This window comes from Bacillus sp. LL01, assembly GCF_001037965.1.
This window is the reverse complement of record NZ_LFEL01000001.1, coordinates 300,841-323,233: the sequence shown is the minus strand read 5'-3', so window position 1 is coordinate 323,233 and position 22,393 is coordinate 300,841. Positions and strand designations below refer to the sequence as shown.

The window sequence follows — 22,393 nt, the reverse complement described above, 5'->3', positions numbered from 1 at the left end:
ATGGTTGTAGGTGAACTTACACAAGAACGTGATGTAGTGGTTATCGGGGGTGGACCTGGAGGATACCATGCAGCAATCAGGGCGGCGCAGCTTGGTCGTCAGGTTACCATCATCGAGAAGAACAGGCTTGGCGGTGTCTGCCTGAATGAGGGGTGTATCCCGTCCAAAATACATACAGCAGCAGCCCAGTCGTTTCATCGAATGGGATCCTTTCAGCAGCTTGGCATGGATACAAGTCAAGTGACATTTGATTTGACTACTTTACAGCAACACAAGAAGAAAGTGGTCGATCAACTACTACAAGGTGTTCATGCATTATGTAAGGCAAACAAAATAGAAGTTATTTCTGGGGAAGCCTCCTTCCTATCAGCCGGGAAGATTGGAGTAGAACACGGACATCAATATGATACTTATACGTTCAATCAAGCAGTCATCGCTGTTGGATGCCGAAAAAGGCCGATTCTGGATGCGCAACACAAAGCGTTATCCCCTACATCCATTTGGAAACTGGAAGAACTTCCAAGTGAGCTTACCCTCTACGGAAATGATGACTTCACACTGGAAGCGGCAGTAACCTTTCGCAACTTGGGCTCTGATGTAACGATGATTTTCCCGCCAGATCAACATGAATTTACATTTGACCATGCGATCAACAAAGAATTGCAGAGGCAGTTAAAGAAACAGAAAATAAAGATCCTTAAGGCTGACACATATCCTAAAGTACGATTCATACAAGACCGTTGGGAAGTGAATGTTGATATAGGCAAAGCGGATCCGGTCACGCTGGAAAGCTCCCATTTCTATATAGCAGAAGAAAGAAGACCGGAAACAGAATCACTTGGAGTACAGCGTGCAGGAATAAATCTTAATGAGGAAGGTTTCATCACAGTCGATGAAACTTGCCAAACAAACATTTCATCCATTTATGCGATCGGTGATATTACAGAAGGACCTGCTCTGGCAGTTAAATCCATCAAACAGGGGAAAGTGGCAGCGGAAAGCTTGGCTGGTTGCAACTCTGAATTTGACCTGACTTTCATTCCGCGAGTGGTTCAAACGATTCCTCCTATTGCGACAGTAGGAATGACGGAAACGCGAGCTTTGGAAGAAGGGTTCGAAGTCAAAGTGGGGGAAAGCAATCTGCTAACAAACGGTTATGCAAGCATTCTTGGCCAAAAGGACGGCTTTGTAAAGACCGTATCTGATGCCAAAACTGATCTGTTGCTCGGACTCCATGTGATGGGCTCCCAAGCGGTTGAAATGATCAGTACTGGATCCATAGCCATGGAGATGGTAGCAAGACAAGAGGATCTGCTCTTTCCATCCTATCCACATCCAAGTGTTAACGAGAGTATGTGGGAGGCAGTTGAGGATATGAACGGTCAGGCCATTCACAAGGCACCGCGCACTACAAAGCAAAAAGTCACTTCGTCCTGATACGTTGGCGCGTCAAAGCATTCTAGCTTTAAACGAGACTCTTGCAGATAAGTAAAGTAATAGATTATATTGTATTCAGAATAGTAATTTTTTTTGGAAAACTGGAGGGAAACTTAATGAATGTTGAAAAAACTAAGCAACCAAAAGAACAGGTAGAAGAAATTTTTCCAGTAAAAGATGTGGATTATTTAGAAATCTATACCGGGAATGCAAAACAGGCATCACACTTTTTTGCTACTACATTCGGATTTGTACCGGTAGCCTATTCAGGACTTGAAACAGGAAACAGAGAATCAGTTTCTTATGTTTTAAAACAACGCAATGTTCGTTTGGTTATTACAGGTTCTCTAAAACAAGATACGAAAATTTCCGAATTTGTGAAAAAGCATGGAGATGGAGTTAAGGATATCGCCCTTGTAGTGGAAGATGTTGAAAGTGCTTACAATGGAGCGGTGGAAAGAGGAGCGATTGCAATCCAACCTCCACAAGAACTTACTGATGAGTACGGAACCTTGAAAAAAGCAGTAATCGGTACATATGGAGATACCATCCATACATTGATCGAACGAAAAAACTATAAAGGTGTTTTCATGCCTGGATTCAGAGAGTACAAAAACTCCACTCCAGTGAAAGACGCTGGAATCATTGGGATCGACCACGTGGTAGGGAACGTGGAGCAGATGGAAGAGTGGGTTGCTTATTATGAGAAGGTGATGGGCTTCAAAGAAATGACCCATTTCACGGATAAGGACATTAATACAGAATACTCTGCCTTAATGTCAAAAGTGATGCATAACGGCGGACGTATCAAATTCCCGATCAACGAACCGGCAGAAGGAAAGAGAAAGTCCCAGATTGAAGAATACTTGGAGTTCTATAATGGCGCTGGGGTTCAGCATATAGCAATATTGACGGAGGATATCGTTCAGACGGTAAGCACATTGAAAGAAAATGGGGTAGAGTTCCTAAATACTCCGGACACTTACTATGAAATGCTGTCCGAAAGAGTGGGAGAAATTGATGAAGAGATTGCAAAGCTTCGTGAATTAAGCATCCTAGTTGACCGCGACGATGAAGGATACCTATTGCAGATCTTTACAAAGCCAATAGTAGACCGCCCTACTTTATTCATTGAAGTAATTCAACGTAAAGGTGCGAAAGGATTTGGCGAAGGTAATTTCAAAGCACTTTTTGAATCAATTGAAAGAGAACAGGAATTAAGAGGAAATCTGTAAGGAAGACAAGGAAGGAGGGAAGTCAATTCCCTCCTTTTTTATAGGGAGGTATATATCATGGCGGTAAAAGTGAAAAGCCGAGAAGTTCTCCAACATATTGCTGCCTATCCTTTGGGAAAGAGTCTACAGGAAATACAGGTGGAATTGGGTATCCCTACATTAAGAAACATGTCCGAAATTGAGAATGTTTTCGGTTGTTCTCCACAAGTGAAAAAACAGTTGATGAAACAGCTTGATCATTTGTTTACGTATCCGGACGGCTCGGCTAGGGTCCTTTCGGAAAAGTTGGGAAGCTTTTTGGGAGTAGAGCAAAGTCAGTTGTTCATCGGAAATGGTTCAGATGAGATCATCAGGCTCCTCCTTCGAGCATTTCTTAACTCAGAAGAGGAAGCAATCATGGCGGATATCACCTTTCCGAGATACAGAACCAATGTGTCCATAGAGGGTGGAAATCCTATTATCGTCCCATTAGAGAATGGCGTGCATGATTTGGAAGCAATGCATGCACATATTACCGAACTGACAAAGATGATCTTTGTTTGCAATCCGAACAACCCTACAGGAACCATTGTGGAGAAAGAGTCCCTAATGACCTTTATAGAAAAGGTACCTGAACATATCTTGATTGTATTGGATGAAGCCTACTACGAATATGCGACAAGCGAGGAATATCTTCAGTCCATTCCTTTACTGAAGAAACATTCCAATCTGGTTATTTTAAGAACCTTTTCCAAAGTGTATGGCCTGGCAGGGTTAAGAATTGGCTATGGTATCATGGATCCTTTATTATCATCCGAACTGACAAAGGTAAAAGAGGTATTCAATGTCAATCAACTGGCCCAAGCTGCTGCGGTGGTCGCAATAGAGGATCAGGAATTCAAGGAACAGTGTATTCTTCGTAATGAAGAGGGTAGTGCCTTCTTGGAAGCGGAACTATCGAGACTGGGTTATTCCTATTTTCCAACACAAGCAAATTTTATGATGATACATATAGGCAGGGATGGAAATGAAATCACTCAGAGGCTGCTGACAAAAGGGATAATGGTGAAATCAGGTGCTCCTTTGGGGTATCCGGAGAGCATCAGGGTCACTATCAGTTCCATGGAAGATAATCGATATTTTATCGAGGCTTTAAAAAATTTATAGCAAAGTGCAGGTGAATCAACGTGGATATTCAACCAAGCAGCCTGGCGTGGAAAGATGCTTATAAGCTGATGGTGGGCTCTATTTTACCAAGGCCAATAGCATTAGTTTCTTCTATTGATAAGGAAGGGGTAGCAAACATTGCACCATTCAGTTTTTTTACTGCCATAAGTGCAGAACCGATGCTTGTTTGTTTTTCCCCGATGCGAAGAGGTACAGACGGTTCAAAGAAGGATACGTTACTGAATATTGAAAGCACAAAAGAATTTGTCATCAATATTGTAAGTGGGGAAATCGTGGAACAAATGAATATAACAGCAACGGAATTCCCAAGTGTAGTGGATGAATTTGAAGAATCCGGCTTCACGAAAGAACGAAGTGTACTTGTAGCGCCACCACGTGTAAAAGAAAGCCTTGTTCAATTGGAATGTACACTTCATGAGGTGCTACATTTTGGAGATGCACCAGGTGCCGGAAGCTTAGTCATAGGTAAGGTGGAAAGCATCCACATTGCAGATGACCTTTATTACGAGGGGAAAATAGATACAAAGAAATTGAACCCAGTTGGAAGAATGGCAGGCAGTATGTACACAAAATCCATCAGTGATATGTTCGAACTCCAACGCAAATAAGACAATGTGAGGGTTTGCTATGAAATATATAACCTTTAGAAAAGAAACAGGTGACATCCGAGCAGGCTGGATGGATCAGAACCATGTGGTTGATATGAACGAAGCATCGGACGGTCTACTGCCTAGCGATCTGCTGACTTTAATAAATCAATTCGATAAATTCAAAGGAATAGTGGAACTGCACTGCAATAGTGGTAGTCAAAAGGGAAGGTATAGCATGGATAAGGTGACACTTCTTGCTCCTATACCGAGACCAGTCAGTGTTCGTGACTTTTATGCATTTGAAGAACATGTTAAGACGGCAAGGGCAAGAAGAGGGCTTGACGTAGTCCCGGAATGGTATGAAATCCCTGTATTCTATTTTACCAATCACTTGGCGATTAAAGGGCATGGCGAACTAATTGAGAAACCATCTGCCTGTGAGTGGTTGGATTTCGAGCTAGAAATTGCCTGCATCATCGGAAAAGAAGGAAGGAATATCAGGGCAACAGATGCTGAAGCGTACATTTTCGGTTATTGCATTATGAATGATTGGAGTGCAAGGGACCTTCAGGCAAAAGAGATGAAAGTTGGTCTAGGGCCAGCAAAGGGGAAGGATTTCGCCACTTCATTAGGCCCTGCCATTGTTACTCCAGAGGAACTAGAACCATTCAAAACAGGAAATGGCTATAACATGAAAATGACTGCATCTGTTAATGGTAAACTTCTTTCTGAAGGGAATTTTGAACATATCCATTACACTTTCGCTCAGATGATTGAAAGAGCCTCTGCTGATGTCACCCTTTACCCTGGAGAAGTGATAGGATCCGGTACTGTAGGTTCAGGGTGCATACTGGAACTCGGTACAGACGTACATCGCTGGCTGCAGCCTGGGGATGAAGTGGAATTATCCATAACTGGATTAGGGGAATTGAAAAATACTATCAAATAAGACTAAGTGTAAATATATAATATGAGGTGAGCTCATGTACTATCGTAAAATGGGAGAAATACCGCATAAACGTCACACCATGTTCAAAAAGGAAGACGGGACATTATTCCGAGAACAAGTAATGGGAACAAAGGGTTTCTCGGGTACACAATCCATTATGTATCATCACTTCCTGCCTACTGAAGTGGTAAAATCAACGGTTCTTGGCAGTTACTTGCCGGAATATGAAGAACAAGACGCTTTAAACCACCGTCACTTACTTACAACTTCCATCGAGAGCAAAGGTAATGCACTAGATGCCAGAGAGTACTTATTGGGCAACAGTGATCTATTAATAGGTACGGCCATGGTGACTGAAGCAATGGAAAATTACTATCGGAACGGTGACGGAGATGAGATGTTATTCATTCATTACGGGTCCGGTAAGGTGGAAACGATGTTTGGAACAATAACCTACCGTCAGGGAGATTATGTCACCATTCCTATAGGGACCATCTATAGAGTTGTTCCAAATGAGGAAACGAAAATCCTTTTCATCGAATCGTTCAGTCAATTAACCACCCCGAGAAGATACCGGAATGAATATGGTCAAATGCTCGAGCACAGTCCGTTTTGTGAACGGGATTTCAGGGGACCGGAAACGTTGGAGACTTACACAGATAAAGGGGAGTATGAAGTTATCACCAAAACCAGGGGATATTTGCATTCCCATGTACTTGGTCATCACCCTTTAGATGTGGTGGGATGGGATGGCTATCTTTATCCTTGGGTATTTAATATAGAAGACTTTGAACCAATAACAGGCAGGGTTCATCAGCCGCCACCTGTTCATCAGACATTCGAAGGGCATAATTTCGTTGTTTGTTCCTTCGTTCCAAGATTGTATGATTACCACCCAGAAGCGATCCCTGCCCCTTATTATCATAGTAACGTGAACAGCGATGAACTGCTTTACTATGTGGCAGGCAACTTTATGAGTCGCAAAGGGATTGAGGAAGGATCGATTACCTTACATCCATCCGGCATCCCACATGGCCCTCACCCAGGTACCACCGAGACGAGCATAGGAAAGAAAGAGACCCTGGAGCTGGCTGTGATGATTGATACATTCAAGCCACTGAAGGTAGTTAAAAAGGCACATAGTATTGAAGATAAAAATTATATGTTCACTTGGATAGAAAAATAGTGAAGTGTGAAGAACCTCGATCTTGGGGTTCTTTTACAATTTATGAGGAATTATTACCCAAAAAAGTAAGATTTGCTGTAAAAATTGTAATATAAAAGAACTATCCTGTAATAAAATGGACTGTATAAAAACCTGTCAACACCATTTTTCTAGTATAATTTTAATATGTTTCATATAAATGGAAAAATCATCGAAGAACCTTCAAACATTTACTTCTATGAAAAACGTTGATACATAAAGACTCTCTCAGTATATGGATAATTATAGAAATACGAAGTGCTCATAATCCATATTATTCCTCTAATATTACACAAAACCCGTGGTATGATTTTCGTGTAGCAAGAAAGCAACACAAAAAAATTTCAAGGGGGAAACACACCTATGAAAATCAACAAAAAGTCCATCATCACTGCTGTTACTACAGCAGCTGTATTAACTGCGGCACCATTCGGAATGAATGCGAAAGCCGAATCCAATGCACCAACAAATCCAACATGTGACTTAACAAACAAAGTCACTTCATTTAATAGTAACAAAGCATTCGCAAACCAAGAAGATGCAAAAGCATTCTTAGATGGTTATGTGAAAGATCTTGAAGAAAAGTATGGCGTAAAAGTCAACATGAATGGTACACCATCTGCTGAAGCGGCAGAAAAAGAAGCTCCAAAACAAGAGGCTCCTAAACAAGAAGAGCAGAAGTCAGCTGAAAATGTAGAGGCTCCTAAAGAAGAAAAAGAAGAAGCACCAGCTGAAGCACCGAAACAAGAAGCACAAGCTCCACAACAACAAGCTCCACAGCAAAATGCTGAAAAACCAGCAACTGAACAAACTGCTGGTGCTGTAAGTGAGTTTGAAAAGAAAGTCGTAGAATTAACTAACGCTGAGCGTGAAAAACAAGGACTAGCTCCACTTGAGTTAGATGAAGAGTTAAGCAAAGTAGCAAAAGATAAATCTAAAGACATGCAACAAAACAACTATTTCTCTCATAACAGCCCGACTCACGGATCTCCATTTGATATGATGAAGACATACGGAATTCAGTACAACACTGCAGGAGAAAACATTGCACAAGGACAGCAAAGCCCGGAAGAAGTTGTAAATGCTTGGATGAATTCTGAAGGTCACCGTGCCAACATCATGAATGAAAACTTCACTCACATTGGTGTAGGTCATGTGGAAGAAGGTAATTACTGGACTCAAATGTTCATTGGTAAATAATATGGATTTATCTAAAAAAGGCAGCCAATTCGGTTGCCTTTTTGCGGTATTAAAATGTCGTGTTAAACTTATTTAATCCCTTCCGTTACTTTCACAATCATAACGTTCCATGAAAAAATACGCTTTTCTAACCTGTTGGACTACTTTATGAATACTGTTAGGGTTAATACGGTTAATTCCTATATCCTGAAGGAATGCCGAAGTGACAGCCAACGAAGGGAGCAGTTGGTCAGAAACCCATAAACTAGCGTCATATTGGATCAAGATCTTTATTTCTCTTTTCAGATCTTCCTTAAAACTCTTGAACTCTACAATCAATTCTGGATATATTCTTTTCTTGGTTTCAAAATCTGACGTTTGATACCTTTCTAGGAGATCCAAAAGTACGCTGAGCTTTCGTCGGAAATGGCTTAACGAAGAATACACTTTTTCATTATCGTAATTTGTCATAATAAAACCCCTCTAAAACAAATTGTTATATGACTAAATTCGACAATAAACTACAAATTCCTTTTATTATTCCTATAGGAATAGGAACTTTTAAGACTCCCAGACATAACCCTACACCTAAAGCAATATGGGTTCCTTTAAAGAAAGAGGAAATAACAAACAGCATAGAAATTGCAGGCTTCCCATATGAATTAAAACACCATTTGGCCACCTATATTGCAAAAGGACAATAAAGATAAGGTGATAAAAGAGTTGTCAATTCACAGGTCTGTTAGACACCTGTAACTATCATTGAAACCTCTCCTATAAGAAGTTTTATGACATTATAGAAAATAATGGATATTCCATTAAAGGGTCATATTGTGGAATTAAAGAAGGGGATATTCAGTAGAAAATTGAAGTTAAGAGAGGATGATTTTTTATTTAGTATTTGAGAAATTTATTCAACCAACCATGTAAAGAGGAGATACTAATGAGTTTTGGAAATGAGTATTTGAAAGTTGTCCAAGAAAGATTTAAAAGTGTTAAAGACCTTGGTGACAAGACAATAAGTCAATTATCAGAAGATGATATTCATTGGATTTTAAATGAAGGATCGAATAGTGTTGCAGTTATCGTAAAATATTTAAGTGGGAATTTTAGGGCCATTTAATTTAATTTGTTTAAAGGTATTTCATATTTTTTTGGAATTCTTACCAGATATATTTTTGCATTAAGTATTTTGGTTATAAGGGAGGTAAATGGGTGGGATATATTTCTGAGTAAAGAAAGTTTATTATTAGTATGGGAACAACTAATCTTGTAGTAAATAAGAAACCAGAAATCTTTTTTCAACTTCTTTCAGATAATTTATATTGGGGTTTACCTGGTGGCGGTATGGAAATAATGCAGACCTTAGAAGAAGTTGCTTCTCGTGAATTAAAAGAAGAAACAGGACTTGAAGCTGAGGGCTTTGAATCAATAAATTAATAGACTCATTCTAGGGAATGGGTCTATCGTTCTGATGCGAAAGGAGGATGAAAGTCCTAGCACTATTTATTTAGTAACTCTAAACATTTTTAAAAAAAGGGGAAGTTGTCCCCATTTACAGATTATTCAATAAACTTTAAGGTTAATTTGAGGTTCATTCGACTCTATTAACTCTAAGGAGGAAATTATGAAAAAGTTGAACAAAACGATGTTAGCTTTATCTTTAACAGGGGTTATGACAATGGGGACGTTAACGGCGGGGACACTGCCGGCAGGTGCGGTAGGAAATGGTCCGAACTATAATGGCAATGAGTCTATTCAGACTTCAATTCTTACTACATATACAGAGCTGGTTGAATACTTACATAAACAAGAGGCAAGACAGGAAGCACTGAAGCTTGAGGTTATTGGGGAAACAGTGAAGGGCCGTGATATTTACATGGCTAAATATATTCAAAATGAAGAGAATCCAACTATCCTTTTTCTTACGCAGCAGCACGGAAATGAGCAGCTGACAACAGAAGGTGCGATGGAGTTTATTAAACATTTGGGAACTGGCAAAAATAAATCGGTTCTGGACCATGTAAATATTTTAATCATTCCAATGCTGAATGCAGACGGCGCAATGGGGGATGTGAATTTCTCAACGGATAATTATATTGCAGCGGGTGACCGTCATTTAACTCGAGCGAATGCAAATAACTTTGACCTTAACCGTGAGCATGATAAGGCGCCAGAAGCAATGCAGCCGGAAGCGCGTGCGCTGCATGAAAATGTTTTAGAAAAATATGATATTGATTACTTAATCGACCTGCACCACCAAGGGACACAAAGTGAACGTGACGGGAAGCTTGTCTCCGGATCTATTTTATACCCGACAAGCCCGAACGTTGATTCAGCAGTTGTCGAACAATCCAAACAATTGGGTGCCGTCGTATTCCATGAGATCGAGTCAAAAGGCTGGGGGCATCTCGGAAAGTATTTCGGCGGTAACACAGACAACATTGGAAGAAATGGAATTGCTGCAAGATATGACATCGCGACACTTCTATTCGAAATGCGCGGAATGTCCGATCACACAAACCCAACAGCAGTACTTGGTCAAAAGAGCAATGGATATTTAATTAAGCAGACGGTAATTACGCTTGACTCTACAGTTAAAGCCATTGCCGACGGATCTATCAATACTGTTGATACTACCTTCTGGGAGACACTTCCTTTCCAGAATACTAGACAAAGTGAGGAAAGCGAAGAGTAAGCATTCGGCAGGGACAGGTTCCTTGTCCCACATTCAAGAAAACGCTCAATTCATTGAGCGTTTTTTTTGTATGTGAGAAAATCAATCTACATCATACAATTTTTGAAGCTCTTTTGTATTTTCCAATATTCAGTAATCGAGCGCTTTTCTAGAATATCTTGCAGCATGGGAATGAGATCTAGATATTCAATTAAAGGGCAGGTTTATTTAAGTACAATTCTTCACAAAGTTATTGAAAAGCCGTTCTTTCTAACGGAAAGTAAGGGTAGAAACCATAAAGGTAAGTGGTTCTTTTTGAAAGTGCCTTCGCCATTTTTATATTTTAAAAGATTAATCTTTATTTAAGCATTAAATAATATATGCAGTAATATGTGTTTTTAAAGTCCATCAATTATGGTATTATTGTAACAATAATAATTACAGGAGGTGATAGAGATGGTAAATACGCGTCTTTCCGTAGCGATTCATATCTTGGCTGTAGTGGCATTACATCCAAAAGAAGCGTTATCTTCTGAAATGATTGCAAGTAGTGTTACTACGAATCCTGTTGTGATAAGGAGAATTAGTAGCAGTTTGAAAAAAGCTGGGTTATTAACTTCGAAAGTAGGAGTGCCAGGTTTTTCATTAACAAAAGAACCGAAAGAAATTTCTTTACTGGATATTTACAATGCCATTCAAGTAGATAAAGAACTATTTCCTATCCATGAAGAACCGAATCCTAATTGTCTTGTCGGAAAAAGGATTCAGTCTACATTAGAAGACACTTATAAAAGTGTTCAATTAGCAATGGAAAACGAATTAAAGACGAAAACACTTCAGGATGTTATGGATCATCTCTTTGCATAAAAAGAGATGATTTTTTATTTTTAAAATAGGAAAAAATGGTATTGACTTTTCATGTTGTAACAATTATAGTTACAAGTGTAGTGCAAATCACAATAAAATAAATACACAATGCATTGTTGTTTTATTTTTTTAATCTAGTTGTAACAATTATTGTTACAATATAAAAATAAGAAGTGCTTTAGATATGAATAAAAAAAGACAGTTTTAACAATTGGAATGGGTTTGGTATTATCCTCTGCTCTTATAGGGTGCGGAGTAAGTAACGCTAAACAATAAAAAATAAAGATGTAACTTCAAATCAGGAGGTAAAGAAAATGACAAACCAAGAAAAAGCAGTAGCGGTATTAAAAAGCTTGCAAAGTGGAAATAAAAAAGCGATTGAGGATTACGTAAGCGCCGAAAAATATATCCAGCACAATCTGAACTTTGGTGATGGCAGAGACGGATTAATAGGAGCATTAGATTATTTAAAACAAATTGGAACCAAAGTTGAGGTAAAACGTGTTCTTAGCGAAGGAGATCTAGTAGCAGTACATTCAGAGTATGAGCTGAATGGTCCAAAAGCAATTTTTGATATCTTTAGATTTGAGGATGGAAAAATCGTTGAACACTGGGATAATATCCAAGAATTAGTCAAGGATACAGCGAATGGGCACACGATGTTAGATGGAGAAACGCAAATCGAAGATGAAGACAAAACTGCGGAAAACAAAGCGATTGTTGAAAACTTTGTAAAAGATATATTAATGGGTCAAAACGCTGATAAGTTCACTTCCTATTTTAACGGTGACAATTATATTCAGCATAACCCATATATCGCTGATGGGCTTTCTGGTTTAGGAAAGGCGCTAGAAGAATGGGCAAAACAAGGAATAACGATGCAGTATGATAAACTTCACCTAATAGTCGCTCAAGGGAACTTCGTTTTGGTAGTGAGTGAAGGTCAATTGGGTGGAAAGCATACTTCCTTTTACGATTTATTCAGAGTCGAAAATGGAAAGATCGCTGAGCATTGGGATGTAGTTGAAACCATTTTACCAAAGGAAGAATGGAAAAACGAAAACGGTAAGTTCTAATTTAGGGGAGGATTTAAAATGACATTAAAAGTAAAAATTTATTCAGATTATGTATGCCCATTTTGTTTTTTAGGTAAAGACCAATTTGAAAAGGCGATTGAAGGAAAAGATGTTGAGGTAGAATGGATGCCGTATGAATTACGATCTAGACCTTCACAACAATTAGACCCAGTAAATGACCCTACTAAGTTGGCTTTATGGGAAAGTTCCATTTATCCTAGAATCGAAGCATGGGGCGTAGACATGATATTACCAAATGTTTCTCCTCATCCATATACAGATTTAGCACATGAAGGTTTTCACTTCGCAAAAGAGTACAATAAAGCGAAAGAATACAATGACCGATTGTATAAAGGTTTCTTCCAAGAAGAAAAGAATATTGGAGAAATTGAAGAGTTAACAGTTCTTGCTAAAGAGGTCGGGCTTGATGAAACTAAATTCAAAGAGGCACTGGTAACAAGAAAATATCGTGAAACACAACAACAAGCCCTTAAACATGCCTACGAAGAAGCACAAATTACTGGAGTCCCTACATTTATTATTGGGGAAGAGCGTATTTCTGGAGCTGCTAGTAAAGAGGTGTTTGAAAAAGTAATTGAACAGGAAAGCCAAAAGGTAAAAACGAATGATTTTGATGTCTTTCAGTGCTCCCTTGATGGTGACTCTTGCTGATGAGGGATAACTAATGCTTTTATTCACTTTAATTATTCAAGTTGTTATTGGGACGCTATTCGCGTTCCTTTCTTTTCTTGCATTCACGGGAGCTAAATATTCAAAAGAAAAAATGATACATTTACAATTACCTAATTATTTTCGCTATGTAACAGGCTTCGTACAATTATTGGGTGGAATGTTTATGTTGAGTGGTATTTGGTACACAGATGCTGCTATATTAGGGGGAGTTTGGATAACGATGATAATGTTGGTCAGTATGGTATTAAGAATTAGAGCGAATGAATCCATTATATCTACCACTCCAGCCATAATTATAGGTATATTATCCAGTACTGTAAGTGTGGTCAACATCTAATCTTTTTTAAGTCCGTGAAAAAATATACTTAATGTAATTGGAGCTTTTACTGAAGAACATAATTTAAGTTATCTCGAATCCGAGTCTTCAGCAAAAGGGAGTTTTAGTTCTGGAGCAGGGGGGCAATAGCAGCTCCTACTATTGTTGAAGTTGCTAACAGGTTTCTGCAATAGAAGTTAAGGCATTCTACTTTTGTTTAATAAAATTTATTGAGACATGAGGGATAAATTATTGAATACGAATAAAAAAGCTATTGAATTACTAGAAAGTAATGAATACGAGGAGGCATTGAAGTTATTTCAAACGGCAGTAAACGAATGCAGAAATGTTCAATCACTAACTAATCTTGCTTGGATATACTGTTATGAAGAGTACAAGGACGAGAAAGCTATTGTTTTATTGGAAGAAGCGATAAAATTTAAACCTAATTCTCATTTTCCATACAGTTTGTTAGGAGAAATATATATACGACAAGAGAAGTGGGAACTCGCTAAAGATGTTTTGGAGTCTTCTATTTCTATTCAGCCTTCTAAAACCACTTATAATAACTTAGCAATCGCTAATTACCATATTGGAAATATAGAAATGGCTTCAAGGTATTTTCTATTAGCAACTGAGAAATCAGATTACGCAATGTACAGTCACGTTATATGTTTAATAGAATTAGGTAAATTAAACGAGGCAAAGGACAGGCTGGATACCTTTTCTGAACATGACGATGAGTTTGTTGGCGAGGTAGATGTTGCAGATATGTATGTAGAATTGGGTTATTTTAAAAAAGCTAACGAATGGTTTAATAAAGGTTGGGATGTATATTGGAAGCAACCAAATTGGGTCAGTAGGTATGTTTATTCTTTGCTCAAACTAAATAATAAATCACTAGCAAATGAAATAATAAACGATGTTATCAAGGAGAAAATTAAGGAAATTGATAAAGCTCAAAAAGATGATTGTGATGAAGATTGGTCTGAAGAAGATAAAATAAATCATCTAGAAAAATTACGCAACGAAAAGAAAGAGTATGAGGGTATGTTTGAAAAGATTTCATCTGGTTACTTTCCTCCCTTGGTATTCGAAGTTTCCATGAAGACAGGGTGTTATTTATTTGGTTGCATTAGGCACAATCATCCAGAGTACCAAGAATAATACTGAAAATTTACAGTATTGTTTAACTTAGCCGATTCTAAATATAATGATGATTGTGATGTAGTGTACTTAAATAAACAGGAGGCATAACGGTAGAGCATAATTAGTATCTTTTAAGGTTATCTTGAAATCGAGTCTTCTGCTAAATGGAGCTTTTCTTGAACATCTGTCCATTATGAATGTTCAAGAACGATATTCCGATAGGGCGCATTTCCGGAATAAAGATCTGCGCTTATTTGGCATGAAAGGGCCATTTAATGAAGTACAGGGCAGGAATATTTTGTGGGGAAGTCGAAGTTGTTTTATCGAATAGTATCTACGGTATCGAATTTTTGAATTTGATCATGATGGCATTCACGAAATAAGGTTCGCAAATATTCCAATAGTAGAGGGTTTACGGAGTGTTGTTCGTTAACAAGATGTTATATGACATACCCGAAAACCAAATTCACATTTTCCAATACTGTGACTTTTATTTGTTATCATGAACTGTTACAAGGTGTTTTTTGTTCGGAAGGAATTTGTAACAGAATAATTATGAAGATTGTCAGATAATAAATTTTTCACATAAGGAGATAAGACTATGTCAAAAAACAAATTACTAAGAATGGACAATGTCGGCATCGTTGTAGAATCCCTTGATGACGCAATCTCTTTCTTCGAGGAGATTGGCTTGAACCTCGAAGGGCGAGCCACTGTCGAAGGTGAATGGGCTGGTCGCGTAACCGGATTGGGTTCTCAGTGCTTAGAGATTGCTATGATGGTTACCCCAGATGGCCACAGCCGACTTGAACTTTCGCGATTTCTCACCCCACCTACTATATCAGATCACCGGACTGCTCCTGTAAACGCACTCGGTTATCTACGCGTCATGTTCACCGTTGAAGACATTGACGAAATGGTATCCAGACTCACTAAGTATGGTGCTCAGCTCGTTGGCGAAGTGGTTCAGTACGAGGACTCGTATCGGCTCTGCTACATTCGTGGAACCGAAGGACTTCTAATCGGTTTGGCGGAACAACTCGCTAACAAATAAGTAAGTGACATTTTTTAAAGAGCCTTTACTGAAATATACATTACTGAAGTAAAAATTGAAATAGAAAAGCAGTGTGAAAGTAACTCGAAGAAGTCGGGTACGTCATATAACACAGCATTCACGCTGCGGGACTCTCCGATCCCATGGTCGCCAGTGGAAGAAGCAGTGAAGCAGATTCAGGCTCGCAGGGTTCGCGAATGTGAAAACGTTATATAACAATCCGTCTCGATTTGAAGAAATTTCTTATTCAATAAAAGGTCGCGATCCTAGAATAAGGATGATCAGCTCTCATTCATGAAAAATGGATATTTAGGCTAAAATATAGATGAAATTGTAAAAGGTTGTACAAACAAGAAGGTAGAAGATATAGCTACTTCTAGGAAAATATATACCATGACTAAAGTGTATCAATATGTAACGGCAGTATTTCAATGCCGTTTTTTTGTAAGCAGTTAATATTCATTTTCCTCTTGCTGGTAAGTTCCATAATCTTTAATATTTAAGTCGACCTTTAAATTAATGTTATATTGCGGCCATTCTTCCTCCCATTCATTTCCATGATAAGTTTGTGAAAATGCCCTTTTTGTATGTAACCCTAATTGCAATGGATCTATATTTTGATCTTGAAAAGTCATTAAAAGGTCTAATGTCCTTTTATGAAAATCATCTTTTATTTCCTTCTTCAATTTTTGTTGTTCTTTTCTATCGGATAAATCCCTTTCTCCCTGGTATTCACTAATGATTCCTCTAAGTACAACCTTCAAATCGACTGTTTTATTTGCTTCATTCATTTTCATTTTCAGATCCGTATTTACTAGCCCAATACTTACCTGCAAGTTTTTTATTGGAATAAACTCTTGATATTTTGACTTGTTTAGAAGAATATCGAAAAACTTTGATTCTAATAAGTTTAAATCATGAACCATTTTATGGTTATTAAAGAGGGCAACTCCCTTATAATGCAGATCTTTCCCTTCCATTGAAAAGTACGGTATATAGGGATCGGCGTATTTCGAATTCACTGCTTTCAAATATTGGTGCATGTCCGTTACCATTATTTCTCCACTTCTTTCATTATGTTTCATTTCTTTGAAAAGATAAAAATCAGTTAATTTATTTTCATTAAGCAATTTTTTAAAGTCCCCATTAACAATTCCTAGAAAAAGCCGATCAGAGATGTCGGGATCCATATAGAGGGCATTTATAATGTGACCAATCCCTTCTTCTTTGGCTAGTTCTTCACTGAAAAAGACTAATCTTAATTGACCATACTTCACATCACGAAAATATTGAGAATTTAATTTGTCTTTAATATCTTTTAATAGAGATTCTTCTGTAGACAAGACGACTCTATTTTCACCTTTGACAGGAGGGACCATCGTGGATACTTGATACTTTTCGCTCGCTCCTTTTTCAATGTAGTACAAAATGGTGGGAGCTATTTCTTCTACGATATTGTTGGAACTACCAGTACAAGATGTTAAAAAAACAACTTGTATGAAAAACATAAAACACGATAATTTCCTCATTATATTTTCATCCTTTTTATGGTGAGAAATCCTAGTGGGAGAAGTGAGTATAATATTGCGGTAGTATAGATATAGTAGGAAATCCACATTCTTTCCTGAAAACTTTCCTCCCAGTAATTGTTTTGAACAAAAATGGTAATAATGCCAATAAAAATAATAAAAGTAAAGAACGAAATATCGTTTTCCTTAAACCTCATTGTATAATGTAGACCTTTGTATAAATATAGACATACAAGAGATAACGAGAAAATCAATGGAAAGGTGTAAAAAGGAATAATAAACATTTCTAAACGGTCAATATAAGGGGTTTGTATGTACTTTGCCATTGTTACAAGAGGATATTCTACTTTCTTCAAATAATCGGATCCGTAAAAAAGGACCGCTAGAAAAAATAACAGTGAATATTCCACAAATGTTAAAGTGTTTCCAATGGTTAAAAATTTATATGTCTTTTTATCACCTCTCATCCAATTTTTTAAAAACAAAATTAGTTCCGGACCTGAAAAAGCGGAGAACACATAAATGAAATTATAGATATCTCTATCCGCATTAAATCCATCGATCAAAGGGAAAAATTCTCTGATTGACACGTTGGGTGAAAAGAAAAATTGCAGATAAGCAAACAGAATCCAACCTGAAAATAGAAAAGCCAAAAAAGCAAACCTGGTTAAAGCATGAACCCCTTTGGATGTTAAATAAGCAATAACAGCTAATAAAACAACTAATATAATGGATTGCTTTTGTTCCGGTAAAAGATATATTTGAATAATCTTTGTGTACCCTATGATAATCACGGCAAATTTAATAAACAATATTGGTAACCCGATAATAACGAATGGATAAAGAATGGGTTTAGGGAGCAAGGATTCCAGTTTTATTGGTCCCGAACCATTACGATTGTTCAACCACTTACTAATCAAAAACAGGTTTATTTGAGATAAGATAAAAGCTAAGACAATAATCCAGTAATTAGCTCCACTGACTAATTGAGTTGGTAATAATAACACCGTATATCCTACTTGAAGACGATTCACGACAAAGACCAATAACCACCCATTAATTGGAGGAGAAGCAGTATGTGTGTGGTTTAAAGATTTAGAAAATAATTGATATTTCATCTTTTACCCCTCTCAGTCATAAACATTTGCTAGGAATTTGCCATCAAGTAAGGTTTTTTTATCGAATAAATGGAGTTCAAATGGATGATTAAAAAACAAAAACCGATAATTATCCCAAATAATCCAAATTGAATGGATAATAAAAGGAACACTAATCGTAAAATTTTTGACGAAACACCCATTAAATAATTTGGTGAAACAAATGAGGAGACCGCTGTGATCCCTATTATTACAATAAGTACATTGCTTGCAATTCCTGCCTGGATTGCAGCATCTCCAATGATGATACCTCCAACCACTCCAAGTGTACTCCCTGTCTTAGTAGGCATCCTTTTACTTGCTTCCTTTAAAATCTCCAATGTAAGCAGCATGAGAAGGGACTCCCAGAAAGGCGAAAAAGGAACATCGGATCTGCTTTCAATGATGATAAACAAAAGCTCTAGCGGAAGGGCTTCATAATCATGGGTTGTTATTGCGACATATAATGGAACAAGTATGATAGAGCTTAAATAGCCAATCAATCTAAGGATTCTAATTAGAAATGCGGTTCGAATATTATATATATAGTCCTCTGTGGATTCAAAAAAATCTAAAAATGAAACGGGACCAATAAGAGCATACGGGTTTTGATCGATGATTAATACAATTTTTCCGGAAGAAAGCGCAAGACTGACTGAATCTGGCCTGTCCGAAATTTGGTACTGCGGAAAACTGCTAAAAGAGGAGTTTTCTAGTCTCCGACCTAAAAAAGCGGAATTGATGATGAATTTTTCATCTACATTTTTAATTTTCTCTTTAATAAACTCAATTTCACTTTTATCGGCTAATCCTTCAATTTGCAGCAGGGCAATTTGACTTTTAGATATCGTACCGACTTCAAATATCTCCGATTTTAATTTTGCTGTTGGAAGATACCTTCTAATAAGAGTAAGATTAATATCAAGTTGTTCTGTAAAGCTTTCTAATGATGTATAAAGGGTAACCTCTTGTTCAGACGATTCAATGCTTCTTCCTGCGTCAGACGGGAGGCTAATCGATAAAAAGAATGGTTCATTTTTTTTACTGACAATAATGTTTCCTCTTAAGATTTTTTTCTCTGCATTTTCTGTTGAGGAATCTTTTTCGATATTTGTTACAGGAAAATTAACGACTTCATTTTCAAGCAGAGATTCTATCACATATTTATTTACGTCTTCTTTTTTTACCAATGAGGAAATAAAAAATATTTTATACGAATTCAATTCACGGAAGGAAAAATCACTTAATCCCTTAAACTTTTCCTTTAAAGAAATCTCCAGGTTGTCTTGGAACATAGAAGTTTTTCTCTCTCCTGCCTCTAAAATTCATCAAAATTCAGATAAACATTGATAATGTGTGCCGTATAATTATTATGGGAGCTCCAAAAGTTTTTATTCGTTAAATTAAATTTAAATATAAATCCATTGTTTATTAGATAATAAATAAAAGGTGAATTCAGCTTTCAATCTCTGAAACTTCACCTAAAATAATTACCAATAAAATGAATAAAATTCGAATGAGACGGTCTTTTGTAACTATCTTTAAAAGAGCAACAAGGACAATTCCAATAATTGGATCGTCTTCAATCTGAATAATTACCAATATGTCTAATAAAGAGATAACGGTATCAATAATGTGATTTTCATGTTCATCAACCATATCCATCAATAAAAGTTTCCTTTCTGCTTTTGTAATAGCATATTTCATTAAAATAATAAGTGTGTGTATTTCTTTCTAATTTTTGGGTCTCAATTTCACAATATTTTTGCGCTTAAAAGAAGAATATGCAGTAGTTTATTACGATCGAACACGATTGTTCAATAAGGGCAATCGCTTATGTGCTAACGAGCAGTTTAGTTGAAGAAAAAGCCGTTCCATTTATGCTAAAATCGAAAAGGAATACTAATCATAAGATAATTTGTAAAGTGAGGATATACGATGATTGTAAAAACAGATGAAGATTTTAATGGTTTGAAGGAAATTGGCAAAATTATTGCAACCATTAGAGATGAATTGGTACAAAGAACAATTCCTGGCATAACGACAAAAGAACTTGATGATATAGCCGGAGAGCTTTTTGAGAAAGCAGGTGCAGTTTCAGCACCAAAAAGTGAATATGATTTTCCTGGCTATACTTGTATTAGTGTTAATGAAGAAGTGGCACATGGTGTTCCGGGGCCTCGGGTTATTCATGAAGGAGATTTAGTAAATATAGATGTTTCTGGTTCCAAAAACGATTATTTCGCAGATACAGGAATCTCGTTTGTAGTAGGCGAAGGAGAAGAAATATTAACCAAAATATGCAACGTTGCCAAAAAGGCATTTGAAGCAGGGCTTAAGAAAGCAAAGCCCGGTTCTCAAAAAAATGGAATTGGAAAAGTAGTATTCCAAACAGCGAGAGAGAATGGATTAACTGTTATCAAAAACCTTACTGGACATGGTATTGGATGTACAATACACGAAGCACCTGACCACATTTATAATTATAATGATACATGGGATAATGAATTATTAAAGGAGGGGATGGTTATCGCATTCGAACCATTTATCTCAACCTTTGAAGAAGAAGTATTCCAAAAAGAAGACGGCTGGACCTATGCTACAGAAAAAAGCTTTGTAGCTCAATTGGAACATACGATTATCATTACTAAAAATGGTCCGATTATTGTCACACTTTAATTCAAGCATACGCGGAAAAGTATATGGAGTAGGCTTAATGCCACAGTTGTAGTGGAAAACCGGTTCATTGTTGAACTAACAGGGCAAGCCTTCAACAAGGGATGCTTTTATCTATGTCAACGATATGGAAATTAATGTTAAACTAAAGAAGCAGAATAATTTATCAGTGTGGGGTGGACTTTTTTTATGAAATAGAAAATCTTGATGAATTCAAATCCAGAAAACTGATGTGTTTCAAAAAACAATTGGGTCTAATGAGATAGTTGATTTTATTAAAAAAGTAGACACTCAAGATATTCCAGAGTGCGTTTTTGATGAATAAATGCTCCTCAGATTAAATTTCTTTATTAAACTATCGGGCGCAATCCTTTAACAAGAATTTGCGCTAGTTTTCATTCTGGGGCAATATATCTCATTCGAGGGGGGAAAATGTGAAATTCAAAAATATAGATATTAAAGAACGCATGGAACATTATAATGTACCAGGTTTAAGTATTACATTAATTAACCAAGGTCAAGTCAGTGGTACATATGATTACGGCTTACTAGAGGTGAAAAGTGATAAAAAAGTAAATAAGGATTCTGTTTTTAGTGCTTGTTCAATTAGCAAGTTTCTAACAGGTATGCTTGTTATGAAACTAACAAAACAAGGGCTTCTTGATTTAGATGAGGATGTAAACAAAAGGCTTGTGTTGTGGAAAGTACCTGAAAATGATTTCACTAAATATAAAAGAGTGACCTTACGAAATTTGCTTAGTCATCAATCTGGGATTAGTGATCATGAAAATAGTCTCTCTGAGCTTAATATGGATCCAGAAATCCCTTCGATGGTTGAATTATTGGAATATTATTCAGCAATTAATAGAAGATGTAACTGAAAGACCGTTCCATCGAGTTATGAACGAACTTATATGTGAACCATTAAGAATGGATAATAGCAGTTTAAACACAACAATGTTAGAAATGGAGCGAAAAGGTTTCTCTTGTGGTCATAACAAAAACGGTGAATTGGTTGATGGAAAATATCCTATATATCCATATCCAGCTGCTTCTGGACTTTGGACAACCTCTTTAGATCAAGCCAAATTAGTCCTTGAGTTAATGAATGCTGTAAAAGGAAACAGTAAGGTTGGTATTCCGGCAAGTATAGCAAAGGAAATGATATCCCCACAAAGAAGTAAAAATCGGATTGGATTAGGTGTGTTTCTAGGAGGTTCTTAGAAAGAACTAGAAATTACTTCACTTGGTTGGGGAGTAGGTTTTCAATGTATGATGGTGGCGTTTCCGTATTTAGAGAAAGGGGCAGTCATCATGACAAATGCAGAATTAGGTGTTCATCAAATGGAAGGGATTATAGGAGAAATTTATAAATCTTTTCTGTCATAAGAAACTATTAAGGTGGAGGGAGCTTGTCCAGTACAGGGTAAGCTATTTTTGTAAATATTTTTCTTGTAGA

At 37.1% G+C, this 22,393-nt stretch carries 21 protein-coding genes and 2 pseudogenes; 18 read left to right on the top strand and 5 right to left on the bottom strand.

All coding sequences use genetic code 11. From position 1 onward, the window contains the following. From lpdA to AB685_RS01560, 7 genes are all read left to right on the top strand, one after another. Positions 1 to 1,437, top strand: coding sequence for a dihydrolipoyl dehydrogenase (gene lpdA, locus AB685_RS01590; protein WP_047968801.1), 1,437 nt, complete (start codon positions 1 to 3; stop codon positions 1,435 to 1,437). 116 nt (positions 1,438 to 1,553) lie between these two features. Next, the gene (gene hppD / locus AB685_RS01585; RefSeq protein WP_047968800.1) at positions 1,554 to 2,672 is read left to right on the top strand and encodes a 4-hydroxyphenylpyruvate dioxygenase; all 1,119 of its coding nucleotides are present in this window, start codon (positions 1,554 to 1,556) and stop codon (positions 2,670 to 2,672) included. A gap of 57 nt (positions 2,673 to 2,729) precedes the next feature. Beyond that, positions 2,730 to 3,818, top strand: coding sequence for a histidinol-phosphate transaminase (hisC, locus tag AB685_RS01580; RefSeq protein WP_047968799.1), 1,089 nt, complete (start codon positions 2,730 to 2,732; stop codon positions 3,816 to 3,818). A 20-nt stretch (positions 3,819 to 3,838) separates the two neighbouring features. Next, positions 3,839 to 4,447, top strand: coding sequence for a flavin reductase family protein (locus tag AB685_RS01575; RefSeq protein ID WP_047968798.1), 609 nt, complete (start codon positions 3,839 to 3,841; stop codon positions 4,445 to 4,447). Between the two features lie 19 nt (positions 4,448 to 4,466). After that, entirely contained in the window at positions 4,467 to 5,378 is a 912-nt protein-coding gene (locus AB685_RS01570) for a fumarylacetoacetate hydrolase family protein (RefSeq protein WP_047968797.1), read from the top strand. A gap of 34 nt (positions 5,379 to 5,412) precedes the next feature. After that, positions 5,413 to 6,564: a homogentisate 1,2-dioxygenase gene (locus AB685_RS01565; RefSeq protein ID WP_047968796.1), complete on the top strand. Its 1,152-nt coding sequence runs from the start codon at positions 5,413 to 5,415 to the stop codon at positions 6,562 to 6,564. 381 nt (positions 6,565 to 6,945) lie between these two features. Beyond that, entirely contained in the window at positions 6,946 to 7,782 is an 837-nt protein-coding gene (locus AB685_RS01560) for a CAP domain-containing protein (protein WP_047968795.1), read from the top strand. A 72-nt stretch (positions 7,783 to 7,854) separates the two neighbouring features. On the opposite strand, the gene AB685_RS01555 is transcribed toward AB685_RS01560, so the two are convergent. Beyond that, positions 7,855 to 8,232, bottom strand: a complete 378-nt coding sequence (locus AB685_RS01555) for a hypothetical protein (RefSeq protein WP_047968794.1) — start codon at positions 8,230 to 8,232, stop codon at positions 7,855 to 7,857. Between the two features lie 472 nt (positions 8,233 to 8,704). Between AB685_RS01555 and AB685_RS01550 the strand changes: the two are divergent. From AB685_RS01550 to AB685_RS01510, 9 genes and pseudogenes are all read left to right on the top strand, one after another. After that, positions 8,705 to 8,869, top strand: a pseudogene (locus tag AB685_RS01550) (DUF1572 family protein); the annotation flags it as partial. 146 nt (positions 8,870 to 9,015) lie between these two features. After that, positions 9,016 to 9,201, top strand: a complete 186-nt coding sequence (locus tag AB685_RS01545; protein WP_053073691.1) for an NUDIX domain-containing protein — start codon at positions 9,016 to 9,018, stop codon at positions 9,199 to 9,201. Positions 9,202 to 9,388: 187 nt separating this feature from the next. Continuing rightward, positions 9,389 to 10,459 (top strand): M14 family zinc carboxypeptidase, encoded by a 1,071-nt coding sequence (locus tag AB685_RS01540; protein ID WP_047968792.1) that lies wholly within the window; start codon positions 9,389 to 9,391, stop codon positions 10,457 to 10,459. 435 nt (positions 10,460 to 10,894) lie between these two features. Beyond that, on the top strand, positions 10,895 to 11,305 hold the full coding sequence (locus AB685_RS01535) for an Rrf2 family transcriptional regulator (RefSeq protein WP_047968791.1): 411 nt from the start codon (positions 10,895 to 10,897) through the stop codon (positions 11,303 to 11,305). Between the two features lie 314 nt (positions 11,306 to 11,619). Further along, positions 11,620 to 12,381 carry a nuclear transport factor 2 family protein gene (locus tag AB685_RS01530; RefSeq protein WP_047968790.1) on the top strand — a complete coding sequence of 254 codons (762 nt, stop codon included), beginning with the start codon at positions 11,620 to 11,622 and terminating at the stop codon, positions 12,379 to 12,381. Between the two features lie 18 nt (positions 12,382 to 12,399). Then, positions 12,400 to 13,053: a DsbA family protein gene (locus tag AB685_RS01525; RefSeq protein ID WP_047968789.1), complete on the top strand. Its 654-nt coding sequence runs from the start codon at positions 12,400 to 12,402 to the stop codon at positions 13,051 to 13,053. Between the two features lie 13 nt (positions 13,054 to 13,066). Further along, a complete protein-coding gene (locus AB685_RS01520) occupies positions 13,067 to 13,411 on the top strand; it encodes a DoxX family protein (protein WP_047968788.1) in 345 nt (114 codons plus the stop codon). Positions 13,412 to 13,642: 231 nt separating this feature from the next. Next, on the top strand, positions 13,643 to 14,557 hold the full coding sequence (locus AB685_RS01515; protein WP_047968787.1) for a hypothetical protein: 915 nt from the start codon (positions 13,643 to 13,645) through the stop codon (positions 14,555 to 14,557). Positions 14,558 to 15,140: 583 nt separating this feature from the next. Next, positions 15,141 to 15,593, top strand: coding sequence for a VOC family protein (locus tag AB685_RS01510; protein WP_047968786.1), 453 nt, complete (start codon positions 15,141 to 15,143; stop codon positions 15,591 to 15,593). Between the two features lie 452 nt (positions 15,594 to 16,045). On the opposite strand, the gene AB685_RS01505 is transcribed toward AB685_RS01510, so the two are convergent. From AB685_RS01505 to AB685_RS01490, 4 genes are all read right to left on the bottom strand, one after another. After that, positions 16,046 to 17,122, bottom strand: coding sequence for a Ger(x)C family spore germination protein (locus AB685_RS01505; protein WP_047968785.1), 1,077 nt, complete (start codon positions 17,120 to 17,122; stop codon positions 16,046 to 16,048). Further along, entirely contained in the window at positions 17,122 to 18,240 is a 1,119-nt protein-coding gene (locus AB685_RS01500; RefSeq protein ID WP_047968784.1) for a GerAB/ArcD/ProY family transporter, read from the bottom strand. Before AB685_RS01500 ends, AB685_RS01505 begins: the two co-directional genes overlap by 1 nt. Before the next feature lie 29 nt (positions 18,241 to 18,269). Then, on the bottom strand, positions 18,270 to 19,553 hold the full coding sequence (locus AB685_RS01495; protein ID WP_053073690.1) for a spore germination protein: 1,284 nt from the start codon (positions 19,551 to 19,553) through the stop codon (positions 18,270 to 18,272). 160 nt (positions 19,554 to 19,713) lie between these two features. Next, positions 19,714 to 19,965 carry a hypothetical protein gene (locus tag AB685_RS01490; RefSeq protein WP_241773224.1) on the bottom strand — a complete coding sequence of 84 codons (252 nt, stop codon included), beginning with the start codon at positions 19,963 to 19,965 and terminating at the stop codon, positions 19,714 to 19,716. A gap of 231 nt (positions 19,966 to 20,196) precedes the next feature. Between AB685_RS01490 and map the strand changes: the two genes are divergently transcribed. Both map and AB685_RS30035 read left to right on the top strand, forming a co-directional pair. Further along, positions 20,197 to 20,937, top strand: coding sequence for a type I methionyl aminopeptidase (gene map / locus AB685_RS01485; RefSeq protein WP_047968783.1), 741 nt, complete (start codon positions 20,197 to 20,199; stop codon positions 20,935 to 20,937). A 464-nt stretch (positions 20,938 to 21,401) separates the two neighbouring features. Beyond that, a pseudogene (locus tag AB685_RS30035) lies at positions 21,402 to 22,158 on the top strand (serine hydrolase domain-containing protein). The last annotated feature ends 235 nt before the right edge of the window (positions 22,159 to 22,393 follow it).